General features: G+C 63.8%; 18 protein-coding genes. 7 read left to right on the forward strand and 11 right to left on the reverse strand.

Annotated features, from left to right (window positions below; all coding sequences use genetic code 11):
• The first annotated feature begins 77 nt into the window (after positions 1-77).
• From gluQRS to E4P29_RS10805, 3 genes are all read left to right on the forward strand, one after another.
• Positions 78-938 carry a tRNA glutamyl-Q(34) synthetase GluQRS gene (gluQRS, locus tag E4P29_RS10795; protein ID WP_135044513.1) on the forward strand — a complete coding sequence of 287 codons (861 nt, stop codon included), beginning with the start codon at positions 78-80 and terminating at the stop codon, positions 936-938.
• 103 nt (positions 939-1,041) lie between these two features.
• On the forward strand, positions 1,042-1,905 hold the full coding sequence (locus E4P29_RS10800; RefSeq protein WP_135044515.1) for a hypothetical protein: 864 nt from the start codon (positions 1,042-1,044) through the stop codon (positions 1,903-1,905).
• A gap of 80 nt (positions 1,906-1,985) precedes the next feature.
• Complete coding sequence (locus E4P29_RS10805) at positions 1,986-2,729, forward strand: queuosine precursor transporter (protein ID WP_027494587.1); 744 nt, start codon at positions 1,986-1,988, stop codon at positions 2,727-2,729.
• Here E4P29_RS10805 and E4P29_RS10810 read toward each other — a convergent pair.
• The 5 genes from E4P29_RS10810 to E4P29_RS10830 form a co-directional block, all read right to left on the reverse strand.
• A complete protein-coding gene (locus E4P29_RS10810; protein ID WP_135044517.1) occupies positions 2,726-3,562 on the reverse strand; it encodes a PaaX family transcriptional regulator C-terminal domain-containing protein in 837 nt (278 codons plus the stop codon). The genes E4P29_RS10805 and E4P29_RS10810 overlap by 4 nt on opposite strands.
• Complete coding sequence (locus E4P29_RS10815) at positions 3,543-4,751, reverse strand: aminotransferase class V-fold PLP-dependent enzyme (RefSeq protein ID WP_135044922.1); 1,209 nt, start codon at positions 4,749-4,751, stop codon at positions 3,543-3,545. Before E4P29_RS10815 ends, E4P29_RS10810 begins: the two co-directional genes overlap by 20 nt.
• Positions 4,751-5,605, reverse strand: a complete 855-nt coding sequence (gene kynA, locus E4P29_RS10820) for a tryptophan 2,3-dioxygenase (RefSeq protein WP_135044519.1) — start codon at positions 5,603-5,605, stop codon at positions 4,751-4,753. The genes E4P29_RS10815 and kynA overlap by 1 nt, the downstream gene beginning before the upstream one ends.
• Before the next feature lie 74 nt (positions 5,606-5,679).
• Positions 5,680-6,987 carry an MFS transporter gene (locus E4P29_RS10825; RefSeq protein ID WP_135044521.1) on the reverse strand — a complete coding sequence of 436 codons (1,308 nt, stop codon included), beginning with the start codon at positions 6,985-6,987 and terminating at the stop codon, positions 5,680-5,682.
• Positions 6,988-7,007: 20 nt separating this feature from the next.
• A complete protein-coding gene (locus E4P29_RS10830) occupies positions 7,008-8,429 on the reverse strand; it encodes a M20 family metallopeptidase (RefSeq protein WP_135044523.1) in 1,422 nt (473 codons plus the stop codon).
• Positions 8,430-8,553: 124 nt separating this feature from the next.
• Between E4P29_RS10830 and E4P29_RS10835 the strand changes: the two genes are divergently transcribed.
• From E4P29_RS10835 to E4P29_RS10845, 3 genes are read left to right on the forward strand one after another with little or no spacing between them, the layout of a single operon-like run.
• Entirely contained in the window at positions 8,554-9,501 is a 948-nt protein-coding gene (locus tag E4P29_RS10835; RefSeq protein ID WP_209205370.1) for a LysR family transcriptional regulator, read from the forward strand.
• 57 nt (positions 9,502-9,558) lie between these two features.
• Entirely contained in the window at positions 9,559-9,936 is a 378-nt protein-coding gene (locus E4P29_RS10840; protein WP_135044524.1) for a BlaI/MecI/CopY family transcriptional regulator, read from the forward strand.
• Positions 9,933-10,814, forward strand: coding sequence for a M56 family metallopeptidase (locus E4P29_RS10845; RefSeq protein WP_135044526.1), 882 nt, complete (start codon positions 9,933-9,935; stop codon positions 10,812-10,814). The genes E4P29_RS10840 and E4P29_RS10845 overlap by 4 nt, the downstream gene beginning before the upstream one ends.
• Positions 10,815-10,816: 2 nt before the next feature.
• Here E4P29_RS10845 and E4P29_RS10850 read toward each other — a convergent pair whose 3' ends face one another.
• From E4P29_RS10850 to E4P29_RS10860, 3 genes are read right to left on the reverse strand one after another with little or no spacing between them, the layout of a single operon-like run.
• Positions 10,817-11,536 carry a VIT family protein gene (locus tag E4P29_RS10850; RefSeq protein WP_135044528.1) on the reverse strand — a complete coding sequence of 240 codons (720 nt, stop codon included), beginning with the start codon at positions 11,534-11,536 and terminating at the stop codon, positions 10,817-10,819.
• Positions 11,529-12,005 (reverse strand): DUF2231 domain-containing protein, encoded by a 477-nt coding sequence (locus tag E4P29_RS10855; protein WP_135044530.1) that lies wholly within the window; start codon positions 12,003-12,005, stop codon positions 11,529-11,531. The genes E4P29_RS10850 and E4P29_RS10855 overlap by 8 nt, the downstream gene beginning before the upstream one ends.
• Before the next feature lie 50 nt (positions 12,006-12,055).
• Positions 12,056-16,426 carry a non-ribosomal peptide synthetase gene (locus E4P29_RS10860; protein WP_135044532.1) on the reverse strand — a complete coding sequence of 1,457 codons (4,371 nt, stop codon included), beginning with the start codon at positions 16,424-16,426 and terminating at the stop codon, positions 12,056-12,058.
• Positions 16,427-16,550: 124 nt separating this feature from the next.
• On the opposite strand from E4P29_RS10860, the gene E4P29_RS10865 reads away from it, so the two are divergent.
• The gene (locus E4P29_RS10865) at positions 16,551-17,237 is read left to right on the forward strand and encodes a pyridoxamine 5'-phosphate oxidase family protein (protein ID WP_245154262.1); all 687 of its coding nucleotides are present in this window, start codon (positions 16,551-16,553) and stop codon (positions 17,235-17,237) included.
• Here E4P29_RS10865 and tgt read toward each other — a convergent pair.
• From tgt to E4P29_RS10880, 3 genes are all read right to left on the reverse strand, one after another.
• Positions 17,191-18,429, reverse strand: coding sequence for a tRNA guanosine(34) transglycosylase Tgt (gene tgt / locus E4P29_RS10870; RefSeq protein WP_135044534.1), 1,239 nt, complete (start codon positions 18,427-18,429; stop codon positions 17,191-17,193). The genes E4P29_RS10865 and tgt overlap by 47 nt on opposite strands.
• Before the next feature lie 82 nt (positions 18,430-18,511).
• Positions 18,512-20,371: an ABC transporter ATP-binding protein gene (locus E4P29_RS10875; protein ID WP_245154280.1), complete on the reverse strand. Its 1,860-nt coding sequence runs from the start codon at positions 20,369-20,371 to the stop codon at positions 18,512-18,514.
• Between the two features lie 83 nt (positions 20,372-20,454).
• Positions 20,455-22,188, reverse strand: a complete 1,734-nt coding sequence (locus E4P29_RS10880) for an ABC transporter ATP-binding protein (RefSeq protein WP_135044538.1) — start codon at positions 22,186-22,188, stop codon at positions 20,455-20,457.
• Positions 22,189-22,250: the final 62 nt, after the last annotated feature.

The following is a 22,250-nucleotide window of genomic DNA, read 5'->3' on the forward strand; positions in this document are numbered from 1 at the left end:
CTAGCACGGTCATTGCAGGCCGATGCCGGTGACAGAGCCCCTGTATCTTCCTATCGCCTAAAAACTAAGCTGCTCCCATGCCCGCCGGACGCTTCGCTCCCAGTCCCTCCGGTGATCTCCATCTCGGCAATCTGCGCACAGGCTTGCTGGCCTGGCTCTTCGCCCGCTCCACCGAACGGCGGTTCGTCATGCGCGTGGAAGACCTCGATCGCGTCAAGGCCGGCTCGGAGCAACGCCAACTCGACGACCTTGCCGCCATCGGACTCGACTGGGACGGGCCGATCATGCGGCAATCCGAGCGTCGGGATATCTACGACGCCACGATTCGCACGCTGACCGCAGCCGGGCTGACGTACGAATGTTTCTGCACGCGTCGGGAAATCCTGCAGGCCGCGTCGGCTCCGCATGCACCCGACGGCGCATATCCGGGAACCTGCAGAAACCTGACCGCTGACGAGAAAGCAGCGAAGGACCGCGCACCGGCCATTCGATTGCGTTCGCAGGTAACAGAATTCACCATCGTCGATCAGCTGCATGGCTTATTCCGAGGGCAGGTGGACGACTTCGTCCTGCGTCGATCCGACGGTGTGCCCGCCTACAACCTCGCCGTCGTCGTCGACGATGGCGCTCAAGGCGTCGACCAGATTGTGCGCGGCGACGACCTCCTCACGTCCGCGCCACGGCAGGGATATCTCGCTCAACTCCTGGGCCTGACCCCCGCGACGTACGTCCACGTGCCCCTCGCTCTGAACGTCGAAGGCAAGCGTCTGGCCAAACGGGACGGCGCGGTGACGCTGCGTGAACGACCCGACGCGTGGTCGCTCATCACCGCTTCCCTCGGCGTACCGGACGTAAAGAACGCCGAGGACCTGCTGGAGATATGGAAGCCGACGCAGGTGCCACGCGAACCGTGGGTGTTCGACCCCGCGAGTCTCTGATCTACGAACCGATCGAGATCACGTTGCAACGCGACAGAGCCCAACTCGGGATCAATCGGACGTACAGTGACCGCGACAACTCATCCCGAGGGAGAAGGACACGATGACCTCAGGCGGTTACGACCCCGACAAGGATCCACAGAACCCCGGTGGTTATCCCCCGCCGCAGGGCGGCGGCTACCCACCACCCGGCAACTACCCACCACCCGCGCAAGGCAACTATCCGCCGCCCGGGAACTACCCGCCTCCTCCCGGCGATTACCCCCAGCAAGGCGGCTATCCGCCACCCGGCGGCTACCCACCGCCCCCACAGGGCAACTACCCGCCGCCTCCTCCGTCCTTCGGTAACTCGCCGATGCCGACGCAGCTATCCGTGGGAACAGCTATCGGCTACGCGTTCGAGAAGTTCAAGCAGAATGCCCTCGTCTGGATCGGCATCGTCCTGATCGCCGCGATCATCCAGGGCGTCCTGAACGTCGTTCTGCGCTCCGACAGCATCGTCCTCAGCCTGGTCTTCAGCATCATCGTCGGTGTCGTCGCACTCCTCATCCAGGCGGCGCTCGTCCGCGGCGCTCTGCACGAGGTGGACGGGATCAAGCCCGCGTTCGGGTCCTTTTTCCAATTCGGCAACGTCGCCGCCGTCATCATCGCCGGCATCCTCGTCGGCATTGCAACCAGCATCGGCTTCGTCCTGCTGATCATTCCCGGCATCGTCATCACGTTCTTCACGTGGTGGACCTTCCAGTTCGTCATCGACCGCGGCGACGAACCCATCCCGGCTATCAAGGCCAGCGCGCAGGCAATTGCGTCGAACGGCGGGACCCTCTTCGTCCTCGCGCTCGCCCTGGTCGGCATCAATATCGTCGGCGGCCTCCTCCTCGGCATCGGCCTGCTGGCGAGCATCCCGATCACGATCATCGCCGGAACCTACGCCTACCGCGTCACGGTGCGTGGCCACGTCGCCTGACCTGCAATCCGCCTCGATGGGCGCGAATCCCCTACCCCGGGGATTCGCGCCCATCGTCGTCTCGGTGCTTGGATTGTCAGGTGACTACTACCCAACACACCGCCCCCGACGGCGGCGCCGAGTCTGGGCAGGCCACGTTCGCTCACATCAGCCGGGGCTACTACCCCACCATTGTCGCGTTGTTCGTCGCGACGCTGCTGATCTCGAATGTGGCCGCCAGCAAAGGTGTCGCCTTCTTCGCCTCGTCCGACGTCATGCTCGGACCGTTCCAAATCCTGCCGATCAATACCGACGGCGCATTCTTTCTGTTCCCCCTCGCCTACATCCTCGGCGACGTGCTCAGCGAGGTCTACGGCTTCAAAGCCACGCGACGCGCGATCTATCTCGGTTTCGGCTCCCTGCTGCTCACCTCCGTGTGCTTCTGGATCGCCATCGAACTCCCCGCCGCCTCGTTCTACGAGAACCAGGCCGCCCTCGAAAGCGTCGTCGGCGTCGTCCCCCGACTGGTCCTCGCAGGTCTCGCCGGCTACACCGTCGGGCAGCTCCTCAACTCCGTCGTCCTGGTCAAGATCAAGGAACGCACCAAGGAAAAGCACCTGTGGGCGCGACTGATCGGCTCGACCATCGTCGGCGAATTCTTCGACACCCTGATCTTCTGCTCCATCGCCGCCGGAGTCATCGGCATCACCACGTGGACCGACTTCATCAACTACGTCATCGTCGGATTCCTGTGGAAGACGCTGGCCGAGGTCATCGTCATGCCGATCACGTACCGCGTCATCTCGTACATCAAGAAGCGCGAGCCGTCGTACCAGGATCGCTAGAACGCGACCCATTCCATACTCAGATCGGAGTAGCGCTCCCGGGCCGTCTCGAACGTGGCGACGGCCCGGGTGCCCGGCCAGTCCTCCGGCGTCATGCACGGCGGAAGACCCGGGTCGACGTAGGGAATGACTCGCCATTCGTCGAGCAACGGCACGAACGTGACAAACGCGTCGCGCGGGTTCCGAGCCGGCCTCCCGCCGTCGAAGGCGTCGAGAAATGCCCGATGCCGATCGGCGATGCCGGCCAGATCCCACCACTGCTCGGCACTCTCACGCAGCGTGCCGGGAGGCGCGACCTCGGACGCCATGAACGTCGTGACGTACTGCGACAACTCCAACGCGTCGACGATGGCACCGGCCTCCGCCGCGAGATATTCGGGCGCGATCCACAATCCTGGTGAGACGGTCCCACAACCTATCGACGTGAGCCGACGCCTCAGCTGGTGCCGCGCCGCGCGTTGCGTCTCGGGAATGGTGAACGAGATCAACCGAAATGGATCGCCGTCGGCCATCCGCCGGAAGCCGAAGATCCGACCGTCCCCCCGAGCGAACATCGCGTCGGCTTGCTCTGTGATCCGATAGCCGGTGCGCCCCTCACGGTTAGCGGATTCGACGACGCCCTTCTTCTTCAATCTCGTCACCGCAATGCGCGTGCTTTCCGGTGGCACTCCCAGCGCGTCCATCCAGACGACGAAATCGGCGATGGCAAACCACCCGCCGAGAGGCCGAACGTAGGCTCCGAGCACCGTGCGCACCAATGACGTCGCACTACCCGGACGAGACTCGAAGTCGTCGAGGATGGCCCCGGCGATGCTAGGCGCGAAGTTCGTCACGAATCGCCACGATACCCAGATACACCTCGCGGTACGAGGTACTCAGGGGGCTCAGTCCCAGTCGAATACCCTGCGGCGCGCGGTAATCCGGGATGACGCCCTGCTCCCACAGGCGAGCGGTGATCGCCTTGAACTCGGGATGGTCGATGGTGACGTGACCGCCGCGTCGATTCGAGTCTTCGGGTGAGGCGATCTCCGCCCCGAGCGGCACCAGCATCTCGCGGACAAGTTCGAGGGCGTATTCGGTCAATGCGACGGACTTCGCACGTATTGCGTCCATCCCCACCTCGGCGATCATCTCGATGGTGTCCTGCATCGCGATCATGCCGAACACCGACGGTGTGCCACTGATGACGCGTCGAATACCCTGTGCCGGAACATAACCCTGCGCCATCTCGAACGGATCGGCCCGACCCATCCAGCCCCAGATCGGCTGCACGAAGTCGGCCAGAAGATCACTGCGCACGTACGCGAAGGCCGGCGAACCCGGACCTCCGTTGAGGTACTTGTACGTACACCCGACGGCCAGATCTACTCCCCACGAATCGAATTCGAGCGGCACCGAACCGACGGAATGACACACGTCCAACAGCATCAGTGCGCCGGCCTCGTGGGTGATGCGCGTCGCCTCGGCGACGTCGACGAGGAAGCCGGAGCGGTAGGCGACGTGGGTGATCACGACCAGGGCGGTGTTCTCCCCCACCACCTCGGCGAGTTGTTCCGGTTCGATGCCTCCGCGGCGGTCCGTCTCGATCCATCGCAGAGTCATATTCATCTCGGCCGCAATACCTTCGAGCAGGTATCGGTCGGTCGGGAAGTTGTCACGGTCGATGACGATCTCGGTGCGGCCGGGCCGCATGGCGATAGCCGCCCGTGCCAGCTTGTACAGCAGTACCGTCGTCGAATCGCCGATGGTGGTTTGGCCGGGCGCTGCCCCGAGGGTGGCGACGGCCAGGGCGTCGCCGATGGTGACGGGGAGGTCGAACCACTGCTCGTCCCAGCCGCGGATGAGGCGTCCACCCCAGGCCTGCGTCATGAAGGTGTTGATCCGTTCGACGCTGGCCTTGGTGGGCCGGCCCAGCGAGTTGCCGTCGAGATACGCGGTGATCGACGGGTCGTCACTACCGAGGAACTTGTCGCGATAGCTACGGAGCGGGTCCTTGTTGTCGAGTTCGAGTGCACGTTCCATCATCGTCCGATTTCCGTTCTCACAGAAAGTAATTCAGGGAAGAACGTGAGTTCGAGCGCTTTCTGCAAGAACCCGACCCCGCTCGACCCTCCTGTCCCGCTCTTCATTCCGATGGTGCGTAGCACCGTGCGCATGTGGCGGAAGCGCCAGAGCTGAAAGTTCTCCTCCAGGTCGACGAGCTCCTCGAATGCCTCGTACACCGCCCAATGTTCGGTGTGGTTCTCGTAGACGAACTTGATCAGCGGCATCAGGTCCTCGTTGAACGTGTATGCCGTCGTGACGTCACGCTCGAGGGCCGACGCCGGTACGTCGTACCCCTGCCGCGCCAACGACCGCCAGAACGCGTCGTACAGGCTCGGCTCGTGCAGCAGAGTCGAAAGCTGTTCGTGAGCAGCAGGATCGGACTCGAAGACCGTCAACATGCCCGCATTCTTGTTGCCGAGCACGAACTCCACGGCCCGGTACTGGTACGACTGGAAGCCCGAGGAGTTCCCGAGAAAGTCACGAAACTGGGAGTACTCCGTCGGCGTCAGAGTGGCCAGCACAGACCACTGCTCGGTCAGTGTCTTCTGAATGTGCTTGACCCGGGCCACACACTTGAGCGCGGTGCCAATGTCGTCGGCATCCAATGCCGCACGCGCGGCCAGCGTCTCGTGCAGCACCAGCTTGAGCCACAGCTCGGTGGTCTGGTGCTGAATGATGAACAGCAGTTCGTCGTGATGCTCGGGGGTGCTCACCGGTTTCTGAGCGCTGAGCAGCGTATCGAGGTCGAGGTACGAGCCGTAGCTCATGCGGTCACTGAAATCGGTGACGACGCTCTTCTCGATCGTCCGGGTGTTCGCTTCGACGCTCATGGATCGTCCTCGAGGTGGTGGGCTGATGAGATCAGCGTATTACATCAATTTGCCGACCGCTAGGTATCTGTAAGTTAGCGAATCCCGCGAATCCGTACGGCACCGATCAACGCAGCGATACTGACCAGGGACACCGCCAGGATGTAGTAGCCCGGGGACACCGCCTGTCCGGTCGCGGCAACCAGAGCGGCCGCGATGGTCGGAGTGAATCCACCGAAGATCGCCGTGGTGACGTTGTATCCGAACGACAGTCCGGTGGCCCGCGAATGGACCGGGAACGCGTCGGACATCACCGACGGCAGCGCGCCGAAGTAGAGCGCTTTCAACAAACCCAGAATGGTCATGACGAGAGCGAGCGTGAGGAACGACGGCACCGCGATGAGCCACATGAACAGTGGAACGACGCTGACGCCGATCGCGATCGCCGACGGCAACATGATCTTGATGCGGCCCACCTTGTCGGACAGCTGGCCGACGAACGGTGTCACCACCGTCAGGATGACGCCGGTGATCATCAGTGCGACGAACGACAGCGAATTGTTCAGTCCCAGTTGCTTGATACCGAAGGTCGGTAGGTACTGCAGAATGAAGTTGAGCGCAGTGGACACCACCAGCACACCGCCGGCAATGAGGATTCCTCCCCATTGGTTCTTGAACAGATCGCGCACAGGCGATTTCGGGGTGTCCGACGCGGCGACGACGGCCGGTGATTCGTCGACGTGACGGCGGATGAACCATCCCACCGGACCCACCATGAGCCCGAAGACGAACGGCACTCGCCAACCCCAGTCGACCATGCTGGCCTCGGACAACACCGCGGTCAATCCGGCGGCGAACGAGGCCGCCATCAGCGTTGCCAACCCCTGGCTGGCGAACTGGAAGCTGCCGAAGAATCCGCGGCGCTTGCCGTTCTGTTCGACGAGAAAGGATGTGGCCGCTCCGAATTCGCCGCCGGCAGCGAAGCCCTGAATCAGGCGCGCCACGATGATTCCGATGGGGGCGAGGATGCCGATGTCGTCGTAATTGGGCATGAAGGCGATCAACGCGGTTCCGAGCACCATCAGGCGAATGCTCATCACCAGGGCCTTCTTTCGCCCTTTCCGGTCTGCGTAGGAGCCGAGGATCAGTCCGCCGAGGGGTCGAATCAGATACGAGACCCCGAAGACCGCGAACGTCTGCACAAGTTGCACGCCGGGGTCGGCCGAGGGAAAGAAGTTCTGCCCGATGTAGATGGCGAACAACGCGTAGATGGCGATGTCGAACCATTCGAGAGCGTTCCCGATGGTCGCGGCAGCGATGGCGCGGACCGGATTCTTGACGGACACAACGGCGTCACCCGCGTCGTCACGATCGGGAGTTCGATGAACGTGTGCAGTGGACATGTCGGTTTCTCCGGTGGGGTTCAGGAGCGCGAGGCGCTGGCGGATTCGAGCGATGCGTCGCGGTCGTCGTCTGTACCTGCGCCGAGGTCGAAGAACAGGCCCGTGGCCATGGCGAGTCCTTGGCGAGCAACGGATGCGAGCATGTGTTCGTCGGGTGCATGTTGACGGCATCCCGGGTAGGAGTGCGGCATCCAGACCGTCGGAATGCCGAGGGTGTCGGTGAACACGTGATTGGGCAAGGACCCACCGATGTTGGGCAGCACGGTGACCGGGGACCCGACGGTGCGCTCGACCGACTGGGCGACCGTGCGAACCCAGGGGTCGTTCGGGTCCGTTCGGCTCGCAGGGAACGAGATGCCGAGTTCGACGGCGACCATCGAGTACCCGTGTGAGTCGAGGTGTCGTCGTAGCCGCGCGCCGAGATCGTCGAGGTCGGTCCCGACGACGTACCGCAGCTGCAACCGCGCTCGCGCCTGGCCGGGAATCGCATTGACCGGTTCGAGAATGTTGCCGGCGTTCATAGCGATCACTTCGAGAGTGTTCCACCCGAAAACCCGCTCTGCAGGCGACAATTCGGTGGCCGACCAGCCGGCGTCGACCACCGGATCACCCGGGGTGCGTCCGACCTCGATACTTCTGAGCGCATCGACGACGGACTCGGGAATGCGCTCGGGCACGAGGCTGTCGAGCTGGATACGGCCGTGGCCGTCGACGAGGGTCCCGATGGCACCGGCCAGGGTGGTCGCGGGGTTGCGGAGCAGTCCGCCCCAGTTGCCCGAGTGGTAGCCGCGCTCACGTAGGTCGACGACGAGATCGAAGTCCACGCCCCCACGGGCACCGAGAAACAGTGTGGGCGTCTGGGCGTCGAGGCGTGGTCCGTCCGAGGCGATCAGCACATCGGCAGCGAGTTCGCCTCGGTGATCCGACACGAATTGTTCGAGTCCGGGTGAGCCGATCTCCTCGCCGGTCTCGAACAGCAGCGTCAGATTGAATCCCAACGATCCGCGGGCGTCGAGAACCGTCCGCAGTGCCGCGAGGTTCACCAGATGCTGACCCTTGTTGTCGGCCGTTCCGCGCCCGTAGAGCCGGTCGTCCCGCTCGACGAGAGTCCACGGCGACAATCCGTCCGACCAGTCCTCGGCCATGCCCAGAACCACGTCGGCGTGGCCGTAACAGAGCACGGTCGGCAGTTCGGGGCCCTCGTGACGGGTGGCGATCAGGAAGGGACCACCCTCCTCGACCGGGTTGGGATAGGTCTCGACCGCACACCCGAGTGCCTCGAGCCTCGGCACCAGGAGATCCTGGAGATATGCCGACAACGCAACTCGACCGGCCGTCGACTGGCTTTCCGAGGGGACGGACACGAGCTCGGAGAGTTCACGATGGAACGCACCCGAATCGTAGAAGTCCTGGGCCTGCGCGATCACATGCTCGCGGTTCATCGAATCTCCCTCGTCGTCGGCCTGGTGTTCGCCTGACAGTAGCGAGCCCGATACCGTCTACACCATTGCCGATTGACGCTCCCTGCGTTGCCTCAGAAGCAACGCTCGGACCGACAGAGGCTCGATGACAATCACGTGTCACCGCCGTGACAGTGCTGTGAAAGAAGAGGTGATTTCGTTGCATCTGATGCCCTCTGCGCTGACGTACTTCTGCGAAGTAGCGCGAACGGGGTCGGTCACCGAGGCGGCCGCAACACAACATCTGGCCGCGTCGGCGGTCAGCAGACAGATCGCCAAGCTCGAACGTGACATCGGCGTGCCGCTCTTCGCGCGACATGCCCGGGGAATGACGCTCACCGAAGCGGGCCATCGCCTCCTCGCCCACGCGCGCAGACACGAAGTGGAATCGTCGACTCTCATCGCCGAAATACGCAGTGTCGACGCCACCGAACACGGCAGCGTCACCGTGGCCTGCACCGAAGGTTTCTCGCAGTCCGTCGTCCCACGGGCCATGGCGTCGGTCCATCGGACTCACCCGTCGGTCACGTTCACTTTGGACGTGGTGGGGCCGGACGAGGCCAGCCGACGGGTGGTCGACGCCCGCGCGGACGTCGCGGTCACCTTCTCGCTCGGTCGACGCACCGACGTGACGGTCGAACATTCCGTCACCGTGCCCATCTGCGCCGTCGTCGCGCTCGGTCACCCGCTCAGCGACCGAGCCACCGTCGATCTGGCCGATATCTGCGCCTATCCCCTCGCGCTGTCGACCACCGGCTCGAGTCAACGCGAATTGTTCGACGCCGGAATCCGTCTGGAGGGACTCTCGCCCCACGTCGGTCTGCAATGCGAGCGGCTGGCTCCGATACTGGAGTTCGCTCGCTCGAGCGACGGCGTCGCGCTCGTCAGCGACCTGGGTGGTGACCGCAAATCGGGCCTGACGTACATCCCCCTCGTGCATCCGGTGTTCGCTCAGCGCCGGGCCGAAATTCACACGATGCGCGGTAGGCCGCCGTCGGCCCGAATCGTGGCCCTGATCGACGCGTTGACCGACATTCTCGAGGCCGCGGGATAGTGGCGGGACCTCGAACTGGCCTATCCTCGAAGTAACCGAATCGAGTGAGGAATCGCAGTGCGAAGAGCGTCCGGACAGTTGGAGGAGTCGATCCTCGATCTGCTCGGCGAGCACACGGAACTCTCGGTCGCCCAAGCGCGCGAGCATCTGGGCTCGGATCTCGCCCACACCACTGTCATGACCGCTCTGGTGCGCTTGCACGGCAAAGGCCTCGTCGATCGCGAACGCCGAGGACGGTCGTACGTCTACACCCTCAACGCTCCGGTCGACGAGATCCCGGTGCTTCGGGCCGCGATGCGAATGCGCACCGAGCTCGACACACGAGCCGAGCGCGCCGACGTACTGGCCAGCTTCGTCGCCGCACTCGACCCTGAGGACGAGGCGACGCTGCGAGAGTTACTCGCCAAGTCGGACGCAGCCGAGCACCATCGATGACTCTGCTCCTGATCGTCGCTGTGTTGCCGTGGGCGCTGTCGCTGCTCCTCGGATTCGGAGCCGACCGCATCGACCGTCGTCTCAACCCCTCGACCGCCGTCGTACTGCTGCCCGTTCTGTCTGTGGTCACGGCGTTCTCGGTGCTCGCGTCCCTGACTGCGCTCGCCGCGGTGTTTCTGACGACGAGTAAGGCCGTGTGGGTGACACTCGGAATCGTGATCTGCGCGTGGGTAATCTGGCGGTCGGTCGAGTTGGCCCGCCATGTTCGACGCGTCGTCGCCAGTACGTCCATCGCATCCGAATTCGGCGGCGAGGCGCGAACGACGGGCGGCATCGTCGTCGTCGAGTCCGACGTTCCCGACGCTTTTGCCGTCCCCTCCGGCGGAGGTGCGGTCGTGATCACCACCGGACTCGCGGAAGCGTTGTCGGACAACGAATTACGAGCAGTGATCGAGCACGAGCGCGCCCATCTGAGGCACCGTCACAGCGTGTGGATCCAGATGTGCGAAATCGCGGCCCGCGTCGATCCGATTCTCGAACCGTTGACCGCGAAGGTACGGCACGCGGCGGAGCGTCAGGCAGACGAGAGTGCGGCAAAGCTGGGACGGCGAGAGACGTTGTCTGCCATCGCCAGGACCTCTCTGCTCCGGAATCATTTCGACCGTGGAACTCGCACTCTCGCCAGTACCGGCGGCGACGTCGTGCGGCGGGTCAAGGCCCTCAGCGAACCACCACGGCACCGTCACGATCGCGGAATCCTTGCGGCCGGCCTGGTCCTCGTCCTCGCCTTCACCGTCATCTCGGTGGCGCTGTTCGACGTCGCACAAGATGTGGTGGCACCCGAAACCGGAGAAGCAGCCACCTCGATCTTCCGCTGATCTCAAATACCCGCGACGCCCGCGAGTTGGCCGATCGCATAGGTCACGGCCATCGCGATCGCACCACCGATCACGATTCGTATCATCGCCGGCCGACCCGGCGCACCGCCGAGACGCGCGCTGATGCTGCCGGTCAAGGCCAGAGCGAGCAGCACCACGACGAACGTCACCGGAATACGCAGCGACGCCGGCAGCAACAGAATGGACAGCAACGGCAGCAGGGCACCACTGACGAACGACACCGCAGACGAGCCGGCCGCCTGCCACGGATTGGTCAGCGCATCGGGGTCGATTCCCAATTCGACGTCCACGTGTGCGGCAAACGGATCGTGCTCGGTGAGTTCGCGCGCGACGGTCTGCGCGGTGTCGGCCGAGAGCCCCTTTGCCTCGTACAGTGCCGCGAGCTCGGCCAGTTCCTGCTCGGGTTGCTCTTCCAACTCCCGGCGCTCTTTGATCAGCAACGAACGCTCGGCGTCACGCTGCGTGCTCACCGAGACGTACTCACCGAGTGCCATGGATACGGCCCCCGCAACGAGACCCGCGAGACCGGCAGTCAGCAGCGAGCCTCGGTCTGTGGTGGCGGCCGCGACACCGACGACCAGACCCGCGGTGGAGACGATGCCGTCGTTCGCACCCAACACCCCGGCCCGCAGCCAGTTCAGACGACCGGACAGATCTCCGTGCGGTTCGTGCTCGTGCAGGCTCGGCTCGGGCTCAGCCATTGTCCGCCGTCGCCGATACGTCGTCCCAGGCAGCGCGCGCGCCGGACTCGCCGATTCTGTACACCTGGACGATTGTGGTCGCTCCGATCACCACTGCCAAGACCACCACCGCAATCGACTGCCACCGAACCGGTGCGTTGCCGCGACGCTCACGCAGATGCAGGAACACCAGTGCCGCCGCGACGACAACCAGACCGACGGAGAAGTAGATCATCCAGTCACCGATCTCGGTGTGCTGTTCGACCGCCTCGGTCTTGGGTACGCGCTTCTCGAGCCACTCGCCCGCCTCGGTGGTCAGCGGCGTCAGCACCAACGTGAACACCGCCAGGGCTGCGATGAGCCACACCAGCCTGCTGCGCACACCGGTCCAGATACTGGCCGCGATGGCGAGCAGCGCGGTCAACGGTGCCAGCACCACGATGAAGTGAACGAGCAGAATATGGGCCGGAAGGCCGTTGAAGGTGGACATGCGTTCTCCCGCTGGCTTCGAAGTCGCGTGCACCTCACGCACCGCTGATACTACACATCATGTAGTACATAGGTGGTCGGATTGCGCCACGCCGAGTCCGGTTCTGCGACACCTGCCGTCAGGATCTGCTCGAATCGACGCCCGAACTCCGTGACGGTGTTCTCGTCGAACAATGCTGTGGGATAGACGATATCGACCGTAGTCTCGATAGCCTTCCCTTCATCGTCCCGCCGTTCGGTGACGTGAAAGTGGAGATCGCACTTGGCGATGTCGATCGGCCGCGGCGTGATCTCGAAGCGGACGTCCCCCATGGTGAGCGTCTGGGTCGCAAAGACATCCAGCGACAGCGCGACCTGAAAGATGGGATGCCGCGCCTCCGACGACTCCGCAGTCACAGCAGTCACGACATCTCCGAACGGCACCGTCGCATGGTCGAAAGCCCGCAGTTCACTGGCCCGGGCCGCCTTCACAACGTCCCCGACGGTTGTCGCCGCAGCGATCTCGGTCCGGATGGCGACGGTGGTGGTGAAGGTTCCGACGACCTGCTCGAGGTTCGGGTCGTCGCGACCGGCAACCGGGGTTCCGATGACGAGATCGGTGGACGCGGTCGTCTCGGCGAGCAGAATCAACAGCGCTGCGCGCAGCACCGTGAATCGTCCTGTCCCGCAACGCTGCGCAAGATCGGTCATCCTCTCCGTGGCGTGTGCATCGAAGCGAAGCGACGTGCGTGCGCCGGAGAAGTCCCAGTCCTGTGCTCGCGGGCGGTCCAGTGGCAAGTCCCTCGACCTGGGAACGTCCGCCAGCTCTGCGCGCCAGAAGTCCAGATCGGCCGATACGTCGCCTTCGACGGCCCAGACACTGTAATCGGCGTAGTACAAGGGCAATTCGGGCCATGACGGCGTGGCGCCGGTCATCCTGGCGTGATACGCGACGACGAAATCCGACGCCAACAGCCCCAGTGACCACCCGTCCGCGGCGATGTGGTGAATGGCGCACGCAAGCACGTGACGATCGGGCGCTACTGCGAACAGGCGCGCTCGGATCGGAAACTCGGTGCGCACGTCGAAGGGTTGCTCGAGGATCTGCGTCATCACGGTATCCGCGAAGTGGTGGACATCGAGATTCGGTGCGACGCCGGCAGAGTCTGGCTCGACCACTTGCACCGGGACCCCGTCGACATCCGGGTAGCGCGTACGTAGCGTGCTGTGTCGATCGATCAGGTCGGTCAAAGCCTGCGCGGCTGCCGCTGCGTGGAACTCCCCGGAAATCGTGACCGTGAACGGCAGGTTGTACAGCGGTAGTTGCGCGCCTCGATCGATGTGACGTTGCTGCGGCGCGAGCGGAATTGCCGAAACCCTTTCCGACATACAGTGTTCGGGCCGCGACTGCTGCTGACCGACACGTCGACGTTCGTCGATCCGTCCTGCCAGAGCCTCGACGGACGGGGCATCGGCGAGGTCTTGCACGCCGATGTCCACCGAGACCTCGGCCCGCACCGACGCGACGACTCTGGTCGCCGCCAGCGAGTCGCCTCCGAGGTCGAAGAACGACGCGGTGCAATCGACACCGTCCCTGCCGAGCACGCGCGCGAACGCGGCCGACACCACCTCCTCGGTGGCACCGGACGGCTCGGTTCGACCGCCGGACGTCGACGCGGCCGGGCTCGGGAGAGGGAGTGCGCCGCGGTCGACCTTCCGGTTGATGGTCAACGGAATCTCGTCGAGAATCGACAGGGTCGACGGCACCATGTGGGTAGGCAGTCTCTGCGCGAGATCCCGACGAATGGCCTCGGCGTCGAGCGCGTGTTCGCTGCTCGCGGCCACGACATAGCCGTCGATACGCAGATCCCCAGTGTGGCTGCGACGCAACGCAGACGATGCCGATGCGACGTCCGGATGCGCCCGTAGCGCAGCGTCGACCTCACCCAGTTCGACGCGATTTCCCCGAATCTTGATCTGATCGTCGGTGCGGCCGAGGAACTCCAACGTGCCGTCTCCGCGCAGACGCGCCCGATCTCCACTGCGGAACATCCGACTCCCGTTGCTGCCGAACGGATTCGCGACGAAACACGCCGCGGTGTCCGCGGTCCGGCCGAGATATCCGCGTGCGACGCCTGGAGTCTCGATGTAGATCTCGCCGACTGCGCCCGACGGAACAGGCCGCAGAGTGCGATCGAGAAGGTGAATCACCGCACCCACCATGGCTCGACCGATTCCGTCCGCGCTGCCCGGGTTCAGCGGCTCGGTCATCGTGACACTGCAGGTCGTCTCCGTGGGACCGTAGGCATTGAGCAGTCGTCGACCCGTCGACCAAGTGTCGACCGTATCCTGCGGGGCTGCTTCACCGCCGATGATGATCGTCCCGACACCCACCAGCGCTGCGGGCTCCATCGTCGCCAGCGCCGAAGGCGTGATGAATAGGTGTGTAATTGCCTTTTGGGCAGTCACATCGGACAGTTCTGCGCCACCGTAACTACTTGTCGGTGCGATCACCACTGCCGCGCCTGCTGTTGCTGCCGCCAGCATTTCGACTATGGCGGTGTCAAATCCGGGTGAGGCGAGATGACACACCCGAGACCTGGCGTCGAGGTCGTAGCTGCGTCGGATCTGTTGCACCAGAGCGGGAATTCCATCGTGGGTGACGACGACACCCTTGGGCGTGCCGGTGGATCCGGAGGTGTAGATGACGTAGGCCGCCCGGTGTGGTGCGGTCGACGCGGAACGATCGGTCGAGCCTCCCTCCGCGACAACGTTCTCGAGGTCCAGCCACTCGACCTCGCCCAATTCGCTGCCGCCTATGCATAGGCCCAACACTGCCTCGCTGTCGTGCACCACGAACTGCGCCCGCTCGCGGGGGTGATTCGGGTCGACCGGAACGTACACCGCACCCACTCGTGCGATGGCCCAGAACGCGACGACCCCCTCGACGGATCGGCCGATGCGCACAGCGACCCGGTCCTCGGTGCCGATTCCTCTGGCAGTCAGAGCAGATGCGAGTGCAGCAACTCTCGCGGCCAACTCCGCGTAGGTGACCGACACATGCGCATCCTGAATCGCAATTCGGTTGCTGTACTTAGTCATTGCCGCGGTAAACGTCTCGTCGAGAGAACCGTGCTCGGTGACGGCCGCGCCGGCCGAAGCGGGCGTCGCATCTCGCTCGTCGGGGAGGAACAGGTCGAGGTCAGCCACCGCCGTGTCCCCGTAGCCGGATTCGGCAAAACGGTCGAGGAAGTGCAGGAACCGTTCGTGGTGGCGAGCGAGGTCTCTCGGGGTGTACGCGGAAGGGTTGGCCTCGAAGTCGATGCGCGGACGAGCTCCGCCTCGACCGGGATAGATGTTGACGGCAAGGTCCGACACCGGACCCGTGGCCAGAATGTTGATCTCGCCGTCGAAGTCGCCCACGGACACCGTGTTCGCGAACATCATCACGTTGATCGTCGGCCCGAAACGGCCTGCGCGCAGGGCACGTCCGCTCTCCGACGCCGGGGGCCTGCTGCGTTGGTACCGTAGTACGGCTGCGAGTCCGACCTCGGCCGATTTCACCACGCTGCTCACTGTCGCCGATCCGACGCCCGGCAGCCGCAACGGCACCACATGCGACAACGACGAGCCGGCTCGGCGCAGCAGTGCTGTCGGCCGTGCAGACACGGGCAAGGACAGATCGACGTCGTCTACATCGTTCATGCGCGAGAGGAAGGCAGCGAATGCCGCGATCACCACGGTCGACGTGGCATGACCTCGGACGGTCGGAGAAATCGACCGGTCCTCCCCGACGACGATCGGCACCGACTCAGGCTGAGCACTCCGACCCCAAGATGCGGCATAGCCCGGATCAGCGGATTCCCAGTACTCCCGATCCCGCCGTGCGCGAGTGGATGCGTGATAGCGCTCGTCCTCGGCGAGAAGTGCCGCGGGAGTCGTCGGCTCGACCCTCGGCGGCTCCACGCCGTCCTGCACTGCGGCATACAGAGCCGCCGCCCGCTCGAGCACCTTCATCGACGCATAGCCGTCGAGCGCGATGTGGTGGGCTCTGGTGTACCAGAACACGCGGTCGTCCCCGACGCGGAGGACACGCAACCGTACGAGTTGACCGTCCGTCGACAGAGGTGTTCGACAATCGTCGTTCATCCACTGTCGGGCCGCGTCTGCCGGAGAGTCGTGCTCACGGAAGTCGAGGGTCTGCACTGCGTCGGTCTCCGCCGCCTCGAACCGCTGCATCGTGATGCCGTCGACCTCGACGATGCGCATCGTCGACGACGAGAACTCGCGATGCGCCGTGCTACCGCAGTCGACCAGGGCATCCAGGTCCACTGCACCGACCAGATCGACGTAGTAAGCGATGGCGAAGGGCGCGTCCGGCATGAATTGCTGAGCCATCCAGATATCGGCCTGCGCCGAAGTCAGAGGCAAGGCGTCGAACATTGTGGTCCCCCCACGGCGGTTCCAGCTACTACATGATCTGTAGTAACAATGTACGCCGCTGTCAGGGTCGGACGCTGGCGAGATCTCCACAGCCGTACGGGCCTGGGTGTCGTATGGTCGGTGCGTGCCGCCGAACAACCACTATCACCACCTGATGTTCGGCCCTGCCGCGATTGCGCGGCAGCAGGTCGACGGCAGTTACACCGCCTACGGCTCACAGACCGAGCGACCCGATGACGGCCCGATGCCACTCGACGATCGCGAGAAGGCGATGATCCGAGCCCTGGATCAGTTCCAGATCGCCACCGTCTCCGAGTCCGGGTGGCCCTACATTCAGTACCGCAGTGGGCCGAAAGGATTTCTCCAGATTCTCGACGATCACACTCTGGGTTTCGCCGATTTCGCCGGCAACCATCAGTACGTGACGGCGGCCAATCTCGATCACGACGACCGCGTCGCGATCTTCTTGGTCGATTACCCTCTGCGCCAACGACTCAAGCTCTACGGACGGGCGCGCACGATCGAGGCCGCGGACGATCCCGAACTATTGGGGCGACTCCAAAAGATCGGTGACCTGACAGTTGCCGCCACCTGCGAACGCAGCGTCGTCATCGACGTCGAGGCATTCGACTGGAACTGCACCCGCAGCATCATCCCCCGCTACGACGCGGCGTACCTCGCAGACCTGTCCGAGGTGTACCAACGCAAAGCTGCCGAGCGGGAAACCGAACTACTGCAGCGCATTTCGGAGCTGGAGGATCAGCTCAGGCAGTCTTCGACGCATAGAACCGGCCCAGATACTCCGTCTTGAACTCGGTGAATCGCTGCTGCTCGATCGAAGCACGGATGTCGTCGACCAGCTTGACCGTGAAACGCTCGTTGTGAATCGTGCACAGCGTCGAGGCCAGCATCTCCTTCGCCTTGAACAGGTGATGGATGTACGCCTTGGTGTAGTGCGCGCAGGTGTAGCAGTCGCAGTTCTCGTCGATCGGGGTGAAATCGCGTCGATGCTTCGCGGTATTGATGTTGAAGCGGCCAGTCGGCACGTAGATCGCTGCATTGCGCGCCACCCGTGAGGGATTGACGCAGTCGAAGGTGTCGGCACCGTTCTCGATCGCGACGAAGAAATCGTCGGGCTCGCTGATGCCGAGCATGTGCCGCGGCTTGTGTTCGGGCAGTTCCTCGTTCACCCACCGAGTGATGGTGCCGAGGTTCTGCTTCTCGAGTGCGCCGCCGATTCCGTAGCCGTCGAACCCATGGCCCGTCTCTCCGGTGATGGTCTCCAGGTCGTGCGCGGCCTTGCGTCGCAGGTCCTCGTATTGCGCTCCCTGCACCACTCCGAACAGCGCCTGGTAAGGCTTGTCGGCACGCTCGACGGTGAGGCGTTCGTGCTCGAGGACGCATCGCTTCGCCCATGCCTGGGTGCGGTCGACCGACTTCTCCTGATAGCCGCGGGTATTCATCAAGGTGGTCAGCTCGTCGAACGCGAACATGATGTCGGCGCCGAGCCGATGCTGAATCTGCATCGACACCTCGGGAGTGAATCGATGCTTCGAGCCGTCGAGATGGGACTTGAACGTGACTCCGTCGTCGTCGACGTGAGCCAATCGTTCCTTGCCCTCGGCGATGACGTCGTCGGACTCCACCCGGGAGGCGTCCATCGAGATGACCTTCTTGAACCCGACACCGAGGGACATCACCTGGAAGCCGCCGCTGTCGGTGAACGTCGGCCCGTCCCAGTTCATGAATTTGCCCAGGCCGCCTGCCTCGTCGACGATGTCCGAGCCCGGCTGCAGGTACAGGTGATACGCGTTGGCGAGTACCGCCTGTGCGCCGAGTTCCTTCATCGCCTCCGGCAGCACCGCTTTGACGGTCGCCTTCGTCCCCACCGCAATGAACGCGGGGGTGGCGATATCGCCGTGCGGGGTGTGGATGGTGCCGGTGCGCCCGAGCTCACCGTCGAGCCGGGTGCCGATATCGAAGCCGAAATTGGAAGAACTCACCGCGTCAGTATGCGGCTTCGCCGCTTGTGAGTGGAAATTCGTAGCCCACTACGATTTTCCACTCACGTGCGGCGCCAGCCGCCTAACTGCTGTAGAGCCGGTAATACGCACCCTTGGCCTCGAGCAATTCCTCGTGATTGCCCTGCTCGACGATGCTGCCGTTTTCCATCACGACGATGGTGTCGGCGTCACGGATGGTCGAGAGACGATGCGCGATAACAAAACTGGTGCGGTCGTTACGCAGCGCGGCCGTCGCCTTCTGCACCAGCAGCTCGGTGCGAGTGTCTACCGAGCTGGTGGCCTCGTCGAGGATCAGGATCAGCGGCTTGGCCAGGAAGGCACGGGCGATGGTGATGAGCTGCTTCTCACCGGCGCTGACGTTGTTGCCCTCCTCGTCGATGATCGTGTCGTATCCGTCGGGCAGCGAATGCACGAACTTGTCGACGTAGCTCACCCGAGCAGCCTCGAGGATCTCTTCCTCGCTGGCGGTCGGGTCACCGTAGGCGATGTTGTCGCGGATGGTGCCGCCGAACAACCAGGTGTCCTGCAACACCATGCCGGTTCGTGAACGCAGCTCGTCGCGCGTCATCTTGCGGGTGTCGACGCCATCGAGTGTGATTCGGCCGGAATCGATCTCGTAGAACCGCATGATCAGGTTGACCAGTGTGGTCTTGCCGGCACCGGTGGGTCCGACGATCGCCACCAGATGTCCCGGATCGGCGGTGAGCGAGAGGTTCTGGATGAGCGGCTGCTCCGGCGAGTAGCTGAACGAGACGTCGTCGAACACGACGCGTCCGCGGCGCTCCGTGGGGCTGGACGCAGGCACGACGTCGGGGTCTTCCTCTTCGGCGTCGAGCACCTCGAAGATGCGTTCGGCGGACGCGACTCCGGACTGAATCAGGTTGATCATCGCGCCGACCTGCGACAGCGGCTGAGTGAACTGCCGCGAATACTGGATGAACGCCTGCACTTCGCCCAGGCTCAGTGTTCCCGACGCCACACGAAGGCCGCCCACGACGGCGACGACGACGTAGTTGATGTTTCCGAGGAACATGATGATCGGCATGATCAGACCGGAGATGAACTGCGCCCTGAAGCCTGCTTGGAAGAGCTTCTCGTTGCGGTCACCGAACTCGCGTTCCACCTCCGCCTGGCGACCGAACGCCTTGACGATCTCGTGGCCGGTGTAGGTTTCCTCGATCTGGGCGTTGAGCTTGCCGGTGTGCTGCCACTGCGCCACGAAGTGCGGCTGCGATCTCTTGGCGATCAGTGCGGTCACCAGGAACGAGGCCGGAATCGTCAGTAGCGCAACCAGTGCGAGCAGCGGCGAGATCCAGATCATCACGCCGAGGATGCCGAGTACGGTCAGGATGCCGGTGATCAGCTGGCTCAGTGTCTGCTGCAGGCTGGTCGAGACGTTGTCGATGTCGTTGGTGACGCGGCTGAGCGTCTCGCCTCGGGCATTGTTGTCGAAATACTGCAGCGGCAGGCGATGCACTTTGGCCTCGACGCTACCGCGCAGCAACAGGATTCGACGCTGCAGCGCGATGTTGAGGATGTAGCCCTGCGCCCATGCCAGCACTGCAGACACCAGATACAGAACCAGCACCCACAGCAGGACTGTTCCCACCGCATCGAAATCGATTCCCGCACCGGGCGTCACGTCCATGCCCGAGACGAGGTCGGCGACGGTGTCGTTACCGGCGGCCCGAAGGCCTTCGACCGCTTGCTCTTTCGTCTGCCCCGGTTCCAGATCTCCGCCGACGACTCCGTTGAAGATGAGGTTGGTGGCATGCCCGAGGACGGTCGGCGCAGCGACGCTGAGGACGACGCTGACGATTCCCAGCACGAGCATGAGGCTGAGCAGGAATCGTTCCGGAGCGAGCAAACCGATGACGCGTTTGAACGAGCCCTTGAAGTTCTTGGCTTTCGTGGCCGGCAGTGCCTTCGCGACGCGACTGCCCTTCTTCTTCTCCAAAGAGGGCTTGGCCGCGGAATCCTTGGTGGTGTCGGTGTCGGTGTCGGTCACAGTGCACCTGCAACTTGCCGCTGCGAGTCGACGATCTCGGCATAGGTGGGGCAGGTGGCCATCAGTTGCTCGTGGTTACCCACGCCCACCGGCTTTCCGTCGTCGAGCACGAGTATCTGGTCGGCGTCGACGATGGTCGACACCCGTTGAGCCACAACGATCATGCATGCATCCCGTGTCACCGGCCGCAGCGCCGCACGCAGTTTCGCGTCGGTGGTGAGGTCGAGAGCGGAGAACGAGTCGTCGAACAGGTAGATCTTGGGCTTGCGTACCAGAGCCCGGGCAATGGCCAGTCGTTGACGCTGACCTCCCGACACCGTGGTGCCGCCCTGCGCGACGGCGGTTTCCAGGCCGTCGGGCATCGCGCGCACGAAGTCGGCTCCCTGGGCGATCTCGAGCGCTTCCCACAGTTCCGCGTCGGTGGCGTCGGCCTTGCCGTACCGCAGATTGCTGGCGATGGTGCCGGAGAACAGGTACGGCTTCTGCGGCACGAATCCGATCTCCGATCTCAGCAGGTCGAGATCGAGTTCGCGAATGTCGACACCGCCGACGCGCACCTGACCGCCGGTGACGTCCATCAGCCGTGGAATCAGATTGACGAGCGTCGACTTACCCGATCCGGTACCGCCGATGATGGCGGTGACCTTGCCTGCCTCGGCAGTCAGATTCACCCCGCACAGCACCGGGAACTCGGCTCCGGGATAGGAGAATTCGGCCCCGACGAGCTCGACCGTGCCCGGTGAGGACACGAACGTCCGGGGATTCTCGGGCAGCACCACCGAGGATTCGGTGGCCAGAACCTCGCTGATGCGATCGGCGCACACCGATGCGCGCGGGACCATCATCGCGATGAACGACGCCATCATCACCGACATCAGGATGAGCATGATGTAGCTCAGAAGCGCAGTGAGCGAACCGATCTGCATCGTGCCGTTGTCGATCGCATGGCCGCCGAACCAGATGACGGCGACGCTGGTGACGTTGCTGATGAGCATGACGGTCGGGAACATCAGTGCCATCAACCGGCCGACCTTGAGCGCCGTCTCGGTCAACGAGGTGTTCGCGGCACCGAAACGGTCGACCTCGAACTGTTCACGAACGAAGGCCCGTACGACGCGAATTCCGGTGATCTGTTCGCGTAGTACGCGGTTGACCGCGTCGATGCGCTTCTGCATGGAGCGGAAGGCCGGCACCATTCGGACGATGATCAGGCCCATCGCGAGGGCGAGGCCGGGCACGGCGATCAGCAGAATCCACGACAGGCCGAGGTCCTCGCGCAGCGACATCACGATGCCGCCGATGCACATGATCGGGGCCATCACCAGGATCGTGAAGCCCATGATGATCACCAACTGCACCTGCTGCACGTCGTTGGTGTTGCGGGTGATCAGTGACGGGGCACCGAATTTTCCGACCTCGCGGGCGGAGAACGTGCCGACGCGTTCGAGGATTGCTCCGCGAAGGTCGCGTCCGACACTCATGGCCGTGCGTGCACCGAGGAACACCGCTGCCGCAGAGCTGATGATCTGCACTGCCGAGACCAACAGCATGACGCCGCCGGCCGACAGGATGTAGCCGGTGTCGCCGACGGTCACACCGTTGTCGATGATGTCCGCGTTGAGGCTCGGGAGGAACAACGCGGCGAGGGTGGCGACCAGCTGCAGCAGCACCAAGCAGAAAATCGGCAACTTGTACGGGGCGAGAAACCTACGCAGAAGGGGGATCAGCATGATGACCGAAGATTACTCGTACACATGGATAACAGTCTCTCCGTTTCGAGTATTACGAGCAA

Origin of the sequence: Rhodococcus sp. 1R11 (assembly GCF_004563845.1) — a bacterium.
Classification (GTDB): Bacteria; Actinomycetota; Actinomycetes; order Mycobacteriales; family Mycobacteriaceae; genus Rhodococcoides.